The organism is Actinomadura chibensis NBRC 106107 (genome assembly GCF_001552135.1).
Classification (GTDB): Bacteria; Actinomycetota; Actinomycetes; order Streptosporangiales; family Streptosporangiaceae; genus Spirillospora; species Spirillospora chibensis.
In genome coordinates, this window is the sequence record NZ_BCQP01000024.1 from 67,005 (window position 1) to 78,565 (window position 11,561).

Sequence of the window (11,561 nt, forward strand, 5' to 3'; positions counted from 1 at the left end):
TCGAGGAGTGGACAGTGCGGGGAGGTCTGTGCGGGGGGGAGGGCGAGGTCAGGAGATTCCGAGTTCCTCGTCCAGGACGGCGAACAGTTCGCTGTCGCTGGCCGAGTCGAGATCGCGCGCGCGGCCCGCGTCGTCCGGCGCGGCGGCGCCGTCGTGCCGCTCGTGCCGGTCCTGCCAGGCGCGCAGCAGGGCCTCAAGGCGGGCGGTGATGCGCGCGTGTGCGCCGTCCGGCAGGTCGGCGGCGGTCAGGCCGGGCGCGGACAGCGCCGTCTCCAGCCGGTCCGCCTCGGCCAGGACGAGCCGGGACGGGTCCTCCTCGCGGGGGCCGATCGACGTCCCGATCTCCTGCGCGACGGCGCGGGCGGTCGGATGGTCGAACAGCAGCGTCGCGGGGAGCCGCAGCCCGGTCGCCGCGCTGAGCGCGTTCCGCAGTTCCAGCGCGGTGAGCGAGTCGAAGCCGAGTTCCCGGAACGCGCGGTCCGGCTCCACCTCGCCCGCCGACCCGCGCCGCAGCACCACCGCCACCCGCTCGCGGACCAGGCCGAGGAGTTCCCTCTCCCGTTCCGGGCCGGGCAGCCCGGCGAGCCGGCGGGTGAGGTCGGCGGCGGCGTCCCGGCCCGCCCGGACGGTCCGGCGCGCCGTCCCGCGGAACAGGGTGCGGAGCTTCCACGGCAGCACGGCCGGGTCGGCCTGCGCGGCGACCCGCTCGTCCAGCCGGACGGGGATCAGCACGGGTTCGTCCGCGCCCGCCGCCGCGTCGAGCAGGCCCATGGCCTCGGCCCCGGTCATGGGGATCATCCCGGCCTCGGCCATCCGCCGCCGGTCGACCTCGCCGAGCCCGGACGTCATCTCGCTGGCGTCCGCCCACAGCCCCCACGCGAGCGACTGCCCGGCGAGCCCGTTCGCCCGGCGGTGGGCCGCGAGGGCGTCCAGGAACGTGTTGGCCGCCGCGTAGTTGCCCTGGCCGCCGTTGCCGAAGACACCGGAGTTGGACGAGAACAGCACGAACGCGTCGAGGTCCAGGCCCAGGTCGCGGGTCAGCTCGTGCAGGTTCCAGGCCGCGTCGACCTTCGGGCGGAACACCGCGTCCAGCCGGTCGGGGGTCAGCGAGCCGAGCGCGCCGTCGTCGACGACGCCCGCCGCGTGCACGATCCCGGACAGCGGGTGCGCGGGGTCGATCCCGGCGAGCAGCTCGGCGGCGGAGTCGCGGTCGGCGACGTCGCAGGCGGCGACGGCGACGGACGCGCCGAGCGCGGCCAACTCGTCGCGGAACTCGGCGGCGCCCTCGGCGGCCAGCCCGCGCCGTCCGGCGAGCAGCAGGTGCCGGACACCGTGCTCGGCCACCAGGTGCCGCGCGACGAGCCGTCCCGCCATGCCCGTCCCGCCCGTGATCAGCACGGTTCCGCCGGTGGCGAGGGTCGGGGTGGCCGGGTCGCTTGGCGTGGCGCGTCGCGGGACGCGGGCCAGGCGCGTCCCGTAGGCGACGTCGCCGCGGACGACCAGTTCCGGTTCGCGCGCGGCCATGAGCGCGGAGACGGTCGCGTCGGTCGTGTCGGTCGCGGCGGCGTCCAGGTCGGCGAGGACGATCGTGCCCGGGTGTTCGAGCTGGGCCGTCCTTACCAGGCCCCATATCGCGGCGGCCGCGAGGTTCGTCACGTCCTCGCCGCGCACGGATACCGCGCCCCGGGTGAGGACCAGGAGGTCGCTTTCGAGGAAGCGCTCGTCGGCCATCCAGGTCTGGAGTGCTTCGAGCGTTCGGTGCGCGGTCGCGTGGACGGCGTCCGCGCCTTCGCCGGTCTCCGGTTCCAGGACGACGACGTCGGGGATTTCGTCGCCCAGCTCCTCCCAGCGGGCCCAGGACATCTCCCCCGGCGCCGTCGCCGGAGTGATCGGGGACCATTCGATGCGGAACAGCGAGTCCAGGTACTCGGCGCGGGCCGCGCCGAGCTGGTCGAGGCGAATGGGGCTCGACGCCACGGAGCGGGCCGACAGGACCGGGCTTCCGGTGCCATCGGTGGCCAGCAGGCTCATGCCGTCCTGCTCTTCTCCGGTTGGGGAGAGGCGGACGCGCAGGGCCTTGGCGCCGGTGGCGTGAAGGGTGAATCGCGTCCAGGCGGACGGCATCCGCGGTCCGTCGTCGTGGGTGAGCGACTGGAGCTGCGTGGCGGCGTCGAGCAGTGCCGGGTGAATGCCGAAGCGGTCGGTCTCTGTCCCCGGCTCGGACTCCGCCGGGAGGGCCACTTCGGCGAACAGGTCGTCGTCTCGGCGCCATGCGGCACGCAGTCCTTGGAAGAAGGGCCCGTAGGCGTGGCCGCGGCCGAACAGCCGCTCGTAGACGTCGTCGAGGTCGAGTTCGGTCGCCCCGGCGGGTGGCCAGGCGGCCACCGGGTCGGTCGCGGGCGTCTCGGCGTCGGACGTCAGCGTGCCCGAGGCGTTGCGGGTCCAGGGGCCGCCGTCCCAGCGGGAGTGGATCGACACCGTGCGCCTCCCGGAGTCGTCGGGCGCGCCGACCACGACCTGGACGTCGATCCCGCCGTCCGTTGGGAGTGACAGGGGCGCGTCGATCGTCAGAGTGTCGACGACGTCGCAGCCGACCTCGTCCCCGGCCCGGACGGCCAACTCCATGAAGCCGGACGCGGGGAAGACCACCGCGCCGAACATCTCGTGGTCTGCCAGCCACGGCCGGGTCGCCGGGGACAGCCGTCCCGTCAGCACCACGCCGTCAGAGTCGGGCGACGCGACCACGGCCGCGAGCAGCGGATGCTCGGCGGACGCCTGCCCGAGGCTGGAGGCGTCCCCGGCGATGGTGGGCGCGTGTGTCCAGTAGCGGGTGCGTTGGAATGCGTAAGTGGGGAGTTCGACGCGGTGTGCGCCGCGGTGGGTGAAGAGTGCGGGCCAGTCGATGGTGGTCCCGGTGACGTGCAGGTGGGCGAGTGCGGTGAGGAGGGTGGCGGTTTCGGGGCGGTCGCGGCGAAGCGCGGCGACGCTGACGCTCTCCTCGGCGGACGCCATCGCGGTGAGGACGCCGTCGGGCCCGATTTCCAGGAATCGGGTGACGCCGTTGTCGTGGAGGCGGGTGAGGGTGTCATGGAACCGGACGGCCTCGCGGACGTGCCGCACCCAGTACTCGGCGTCGGGTTGGGCACCCAGGATCGGGATCGCGGGCGGCTGGTAGGTGATGGATTGGGCGATCTGGCGGAAGTCGTCCAGCATCGGATCCATCAGCGGGGAATGGAAGGCGTGCGACACGCGGAGCCGGGTCGTCTTGCGGCCAAGTTCGGTGAAGTGGTCGATCATTTGGGTGACGGCTTCTTCGGTGCCGGATACCACGGCCGAATCCGGGCCGTTCACCGCTGCGACGCCGACCACCGCCGGATCCAGAAGTGGGACGATCTCGCCTTCGGTGGCCTGGATGGCGGCCATCGCTCCACCGGACGGGAGCGCCTGCATCAACCGTCCTCGGGCAGCGACGAGTTTCGCCGCGTCCTCCAGTGAGAACATTCCGGCGACGTGCGCGGCGGCCAGTTCACCGATCGAATGACCCGCCAAGAAGTCAGGGCGAACGCCCCACGATTCCAGGAGACGGAACAGGGCGACTTCGACGGCGAATAGGCCGGTCTGGGTGAAAGCGGTCTGGTCCAGCAGTTCAGGGTCAGACCAGATGACGTCCTTCAACGACCGGTCTAGATGCTTGTCCAGTTCAGCGCATACCGTGTCGAGAGCGTCGGCGAACACGGGGAAGGTTTCGTACAGCTCTCGTCCCATGCCCAGGCGTTGGGCGCCTTGGCCCGAGAACAGCAGCGCGGTCGAACCCGGAGCCGCGGGGACGGTGCCGACAACCACGTCCGGATGCGGTTTCCCCGCCGCCAACGCGGCCAACGCGTCCAGGGCCGATTCACCATCGCCCGCCAGGACCACTGCACGCCGCTCCAGCAACGCGCGGTCACTCGCCAGCGAGAAACCTACGTCGATGGGATTGAGTTCGGGGTGGCTCAGCAGGTGGGACCGCAATTTCTGCGCCTGATCACACAAGCCGTCCACGGACTTGCCGGAGACCGTCCACGGCACGATGCCCGGACTGGACGGCGACTCCGAGGGCGCGGCTTCGGCTTCCTCGGCCTGCTCAATGATCACGTGAACGTTGGTGCCGCTAATGCCGAAGGACGAGACTCCGGCTCGGCGGGGGTGACCGTTCTGCGGCCATTCGCGGGCTTCGGTCAGCAGTTCGACGGCTCCGGCCGACCAGTCGACGTGCGGGGACGGCTCGTCCACGTGCAACGTCTTGGGCAGCTTCCCGTGCCGCATCGCCTGGACCATCTTGATGATCCCCGCGATCCCGGCAGCGGCCTGCGCATGACCCATGTTGGATTTGATCGACCCCAACCACAGCGGCCGATCCGCAGGACGATCCTGACCATAGGTCGCGATTACGGCCTGCGCCTCGATCGGGTCACCGAGCACCGTGCCGGTACCGTGCGCCTCCACCGCATCGACGTCGGCGACGCCCAGACCCGCATTGGCGAGTGCCTGGCGAATTACGCGCTGCTGGGACGGGCCATTCGGAGCCGTCAAGCCATTGGACGCGCCGTCCTGATTGACCGCACTCCCCCGCACAATCGCCAGCACCGGGTGACCATTACGGCGGGCATCCGACAGACGCTCCACCACCAGAACGCCCACGCCCTCAGCCCAGCCCGCACCATCAGCCGACGCCGAAAACGACTTGCACCGCCCATCAGCCGCCAAACCACGCTGACGACTGAACTCCACAAACATCCCCGGCGTGGACATCACTGTCACACCACCAGCCAACGCAAGCGAACACTCACCCGAACGCAACGCCTGCGCGGCCCAATGCAAGGCGACCAAGGACGAGGAGCACGCCGTGTCCACGGTGACCGCCGGGCCCTCAAGTCCAAGCGTGTAGGCGACACGGCCGGAGACCAGGCTGCCGCCACTTGTGCTTGCGCTGTCCAGGTCACCGAGGGCGTAGTCGTGGTACATCAGACCGGCGAAAACACCGGTCGCGCTCCCCCGCAGCGACGACGGGTCAATACCCGCCCGCTCGAACGCCTCCCACGACGCCTCCAACAACAACCGCTGCTGCGGATCGGTATCCGCCGCCTCACGCGGCGACACACCAAAGAAATCAGCATCGAAATCCGCCGCGTCGTAAAGGAACCCACCCTCACGGGCCACGCTCTTGCCAGCACGGCCAGGAACCGGATCGAACAAGCCCTCCACATCCCAGCCACGATCAACCGGGAAACCCGACACCGCATCCACGCCACCCTCGACCAACCGCCACAAATCCTCAGGCGAAGCCACACCACCCGGATACCGGCACGCCATCCCAACGATCACGATCGGATCGTCGTCGACCTTCGCAGAGTTGGAGGTGACGATCGGCCCGCTCGTCGTCCCGGAAAGTTCGTCCTCCAGGTATTCGGCGACGGCCTGTGCGGTCGGGTAATCGAAGACCAGCGTCGCGGGCAGACGCAGACCCGTCTCGGCGCGCAGCGCGTTCCGCAACTCCACCGCTGAAAGGGAATCGAAGCCCAGGTCACGGAAAGCACGGCTTGGCTCCACCGCGTCCGCAGACGCGTGTCCGAGGACGGCCGCCACCTGGGCACGCACCAAATCCAAGAGGACGGCCACGCGTTCGGCCGAGTCCATGTCCGCCAGGCGGTCCTGCATAGACGAGTCGGCGCGTGCTCGGACAACCCGGGTCGGGCCGCCGCCGGACAGGTCCCGTAGCAGGGCCGGGACGTCGTCGCCCCGTGTCCGCAGCACCGCGCGGTCGAGGCGCAACGGGACGACCACCGGGTGGTCCGCTCCGAGCGAGGCGTCGAACAGCGCCAACGCCTCGTCCGTGGACAGCGGCGGCAGCCCCAGGCGGCGCATACGTTCGGCGTCCACGCCGTCCGGATCCGCGAAATCGCCGGTGTCCCAGAGCCCGAACGCCATGGACGTTGCGACAAGCCCGAGCGAACGGCGGTGCTCAGCCAACGCATCCAGGAACACATTCGCCGCCGCGTAATTGCCCTGCCCCGCCGCCAGAACCATCCCACCAGCAGACGAGAACAACACAAACGCCGACAGATCCAGGCCACGGGTCAACTCATGCAGATGCCACGCCCCGTCCACCTTGGGACCGAACACCGCATCAACGCGCTCAGGCGACAACGAACCGATCAAGCCGTTATCGACCACCCCGGCGGCGTGCACCACACCGGTCAGCGGATGCTCCACCGCGATTCCATCGAGCAGATCCGACACGGCCTGACGATCCGAGACGTCACACGCCACCACCGACACCTCAGCGCCCAGCCCCGCCAGCTCAGCGCGAAGCTCCGCAGCACCTGGGGCGTCAAGACCACGGCGACTGGTCAGCACCAAACGCCGCACACCATGAACCGACACCAGATGACGCGCCACCAACGCACCCAGACCACCCGTCCCACCGGTCACCAGGACCGTCCCGGACGTGTCCCACCGGAAGGGTTCGCTCGGACGAGTCCGTACCAGGCGGGAAACACCTACCTGGCCGCCGCGGATGGCTACCTCGGGCTCGTCACCGGACACCGCCACATGGGCAAGCGCGTTAGCCGACTCGGGCGCGTCATCCAGATCCACCAGGACGACGCGGCCCGGATTCTCCGCCTGCGCCGCCCGCACCAAACCCCGTACCGGAGCCAGAGCCAGACCGGCATCCCGAAGGACGACCACCAACCGGGACGCGGCGAACCGCTCATCGCCCAGCCATTCCTGCACCACACCCAACGCCGAAAAGGCCGCCGCACGCACATCCGCCAGAACGCCATCGCCAGCGGCAGAAGGCGACCACACCACCACATCCGGCACACCACCGGCCGCCACACCAGCCAGATCCGCGAACACCGGAACATCCACGGAAAGGCCACAACGGTCCGAACCCAGCACCGCCAGGCTCGTTTCGCCCTGGGGCTCGTCTATCGGCCTGGGCGACCATTCCACTTTGAGAAGGGAATCGCTCGTCCCGCCGGCCGCCGTGAGTTGTTCGGGCGACACCGTCCGGGAGGCCAGGGATTCCACGCTGAGCACCGCGCGGCCGTTCTCGTCCGCCACGGTCATGGCGGTGGGGCCGCCGTCCCGTCCCAGCCGGGTGTGGACGCGCAGCGCCGCCGCGCCGGACGCGTGCAGTTTCACCCCGCTCCATTCGAACGGGAGCTGGGTCGCGCCGTCCGGACGTTCGACGTCGAGCAGTTCGGCGTGCATGCTCGCGTCGAGCAGGGCCGGGTGAAGTCCGAACCGTTCCGCGTCGGCCCGGGCCTGTTCGGGGAGGGCGGCCTCGGTGTAAAGGTCGTCGCCGCGCCGCCAGGCCGCCCGCAATCCCTGGAAGGCGGGACCGTACGCGTACCCGCCGTCGTGCAGGCGTTGATAAGCGTCGTCCAGATTTACCGGGGCAGCGCCCGGCGGAGGCCATTCGGAGAGCTCGACGGGCGCGATATCGGCGCCGTTTCCCAGCACCCCGGTGGCGTGCCTTTTCCATTCCTGGTCGGACGGGTCGTTCTCGGGCCGGGAGTAGATGCTCACCGGACGGTCGCCGGACGCGTCCGCCTCGCCGACCACGATCTGGACGGCGACCCCGCCGCGCTCCGGCAGCACCAGCGGCGCACCGAGCGCCAGCTCCCGCAGCGCGTCGCATCCGACCTCGTCACCTGCGCGAATCGCCAGTTCAACGAACGCGGCGCCCGGCAACAGGACGGTCCCCAGCACCTCATGGTCGGTCAGCCACGGCTGCGATTCGGCGGACAGGCGTCCGGTCAGCACGGCGCCCCCGGAGTCCGGCGCGACGACGACGGCGCCGAGCAGCGGGTGGTCGACGGCCTCCAGACCGGCCGAAGTGACGTCCCCGTCCCGGGTGGAGGAGTCGAGCCAGTAGCGCTGGCGCTGGAACGCGTAGGTCGGCAGCTCGACCACGCGGGCCGCACGTCCGGCGAACACCGCACGCCAGTCGACGTCCAGGCCGTGCGCATGGACCTGCCCGAGAGCCGTCAGCAATTCCCTGGCCTCGGGACGCTCCCGGCGCAGGACGGGCACGACGACCTCGGCGTCCGAGTCGCCCCGCACCATCGCCGTCAGCACGCCATCGGGCCCGATCTCCAAGAACCGCGTCACACCCTGATCGCGCAGATCAGTGACCGCGTCGTGGAACCGGACGGCCTCACGAACGTGCCGCACCCAATACCCGGCCTCAGCCTGCACGCCCAGAACCGGCATGGAGGGCGCCTTGAAGGTGATGGATTCCGCGACCTGACGGAAACCGTCCAGCATCGGATCCATCAGCGGCGAATGGAACGCGTGCGAGACCCGCAACCGGGTCGTCTTGCGCCCCAGCCCAGCAAAATGCTCAACGAGTTTGGTGACCGCGTCCTCGGCCCCCGAAACCACAACTGACTCAGGCCCGTTCACCGCCGCGACACCGACCGCCGCCGAGTCCAGCAGCGGAACGACCTCATCCTCGGTCGCCTGCACGGCCGCCATCGCCCCACCAGACGGCAGCGCCTGCATCAACCGACCCCGAGCAGCCACCAACTTCGCGGCATCCTCCAACGAGAACATCCCCGCCACATACGCGGCCGCCAACTCACCGATCGAATGACCCGCCAAGAAATCGGGCCGAACACCCCACGACTCCAGAAGACGGAAAAGCGCAACCTCGACCGCGAACAAACCCGTCTGAGTGAACACCGTCTGATTCAGCAACTCAGACTCAGACCAGACCACATCCTTCAGCGGCCGATCCAGATGCTTGTCCAGTTCCCCGCACACCGCGTCGAACGACTCGGCGAACACCGGGAACGCGGCATACAACTCACGCCCCATCCCCACCCGCTGCGAACCCTGACCCGAGAAAAGAAACGCCGTCTTGCCGTCCGAGCGGACAGGGGGACGCGACTCTCCAGACGCCAATCGTCGGAGCCCGGCGAGCAGTTCCTCGTGGTTCCCGCCCACCACGACCGCGCGGTGCTCGAACCCCGTCCGTGCCGTGACCAGCGAGAACCCGACGTCCCCCGGCAGTGGCTCCGGCCGCTCTCCGAGGAAGTCGAGCAGCCGCGCGGCCTGGGCGGGCACCGCGTCCCGGTTCCGCGCCGAGATCACCCACGGGACCACACCCGCCTCGGGCGAATCCGAACGCGGCTCCTCCTCCGCCAATGGGGCCTGCTCGACGATCACATGCGCGTTCGTCCCGCTGATCCCGAACGACGAGATCCCGGCTCGCCGCGGGCGTTCCCCGTCCGGCCATTCGCGCGCCTCGGTGAGCAGTTCGACGCGTCCCGCCGACCAATCCACGTGCGGGGTCGGTTCATCCACATGCAGGGTCTTGGGCAGCACCCCATGCCGCATCGCCTGAACCATCTTGATGATTCCCGCGACACCCGCAGCCGCCTGCGTATGGCCGATGTTCGACTTGATCGACCCCAGCCACAACGGACGCCCCTCCGGACGCCCCTGGCCATAAGTCGCGAGCAATGCCTGCGCCTCGATCGGGTCGCCGAGGTTCGTTCCCGTGCCGTGCGCTTCGACCGCGTCGACCTCGCCGGTTCCGAGCCCGGCGCTCGCCAACGCCTGGCCGATCACCCGCTGCTGCGACGGCCCGTTCGGCGCCGTCAGGCCATTCGAGGCCCCATCCTGATTAACCGCCGAACCACGTACCACCGCCAAAACCGGATGCCCAAGACGCCGAGCGTCGGAAAGACGCTCGACCAACAACATCCCCGCACCCTCACCCCACGACGTCCCATCCGCCGACGCGGCGAACGACTTCGCGCGGCCGTCCTGGGCGAGGCCCCGCTCCAGGCTGAATTCGATGAACGTCCTCGGCGTGGCCATGACGGTCACGCCCCCGGCGAGCGCCAGCGAGCATTCCCCGGAGCGCAGCGCCTGCACCGCCAGGTGCAGCGCCACCAGCGACGACGAACACGCCGTGTCCACCGTGACGGCGGGGCCTTCGAGTCCCAGCGTGTAGGCGACCCGGCCGGAGACGATGCTGCCGTTGCTGGAGCTGTCCCCGTAGTCGTGGTACATCACCCCGGCGAACACGCCGGTCCGCTCGCCGTGCAGGGACGACGGGTCGATCCCCGCCCGCTCAAGCGCCTCCCACGACACCTCCAGCAGGAGCCGCTGCTGCGGGTCCATCGCCAGCGCCTCGCGTGGGCTGATCTTGAAGAAGGCCGGGTCGAACTCCGCCGCGTCGTGCAGGAACCCGCCGGTCCGGACGTAGCTCTTGCCGGGCGTGCCGGGCTCGGGGTCGTAGACGCGCGCGGTGTCCCAGCCCCGGTCGGCGGGGAACTCCGACACCGCGTCCACGCCGCCCGCGACGAGCCGCCACAGGTCCTCGGGCGAGGCGACGCCGCCCGGATACCGGCAGGCCATGCCGACGATCGCGACGGGTTCGGTGGCGGCGGCCTCAAGCGCGGCGCTGTGCCGCCGCAGCCGCTCGTTCTCCACCAGCGAGTCGCGGAGCGCTTCGATGATCTCTTCGACGGACGCGTCCACGGTCAGCCTCCGACCTCGTCCAGGAACTCCGCCAGCACGTCGGTGAAGCGCGCGGGCTCCTCCAGGTGCGGCACGTGGCTCGACTCCTCGAAGATCACCCACCGCCGGACGTCCGGGATCAGTTCCGCGTAGGGGCGCACGGTGGCGGGCGTCGCCTCGTCGTGCCGCCCCGAGAGCAGCATCGTGGGGACCGCGACGCGCGGCAGGCGGTCCTCCACCGTCCAGTCCCGCAGGGTTCCGATCACGTGGAACTCCGACGGGCCGTTCATCGTGCCGTAGACCGTGGAGTCGTTCTGGATTTCCATGAGCGACGCGACGAGATCGCGCGGCCACGGCCGCGTCCGGCACAAATGTTTCTCATAGAAGATCTGCATGGCCTGCATGTATTCCGGGCTGTCGGTCGTTCCGGCGGCCTCGTGTTCGGCGAGGGTGTCGTTTACCCCGGGCGGGAGCGCCTCCCGCAGCGCCTTCATTTCCCGCCGCCACAGCGGATAGGAAGCGGGCGAATTCGCGATGACGAGTGCGCGCAGCCCGGCGGGCCGGGTCGCGGCGTGTTCGGCCGCCAGCAATCCGCCCCACGACTGCCCGTAGAGGATGTAGTCGTCGGCGATTCCGAGCGCGTTCAGCAGGTTGTCGAGCTCGTCGAGGAACAGCCGCACGGTCCAGAATTCCGGGCCCCGGTCGGGCAGCCGCGTGGACCCGCCGTTGCCGAGCTGGTCGTAGTGCACTACGGGCCGTCCGCGCTCGCTGAGCGAGGCGAGGTTCAGCAGGTAGTCGTGGGTGCTGCCGGGCCCGCCGTGGACGACCACGAGCGGCGGGCGGCCGGCCCCGAGGTCCCCCGTGACGCGGTACCAGGTCCCGTGTTCGCCGAAGGGCGCTATTCCCTTGGCACTGGGCGCCAATGACACCTGGTCCCCCCAATTCGGCTCGTGCGGGCCGGTGAATTCCCCGCCGCGGGACGGTCCCCTGACCGGCGGCAGTCCACCTCGACACTAGTGGCGGACGGCTCGGGGAAAGCC

General features: G+C 70.1%; 2 protein-coding genes. Both read right to left on the bottom strand.

Features of this window, described 5'->3' with window-relative positions:
* Positions 1–48 precede the first annotated feature (48 nt).
* Positions 49–10,542, bottom strand: a complete 10,494-nt coding sequence (locus ACH01S_RS45005) for a type I polyketide synthase (RefSeq protein ID WP_067890620.1) — start codon at positions 10,540–10,542, stop codon at positions 49–51.
* Positions 10,543–10,544: 2 nt separating this feature from the next.
* The gene (locus ACH01S_RS14095) at positions 10,545–11,450 is read right to left on the bottom strand and encodes a proline iminopeptidase-family hydrolase (protein ID WP_067890623.1); all 906 of its coding nucleotides are present in this window, start codon (positions 11,448–11,450) and stop codon (positions 10,545–10,547) included.
* Positions 11,451–11,561: the final 111 nt, after the last annotated feature.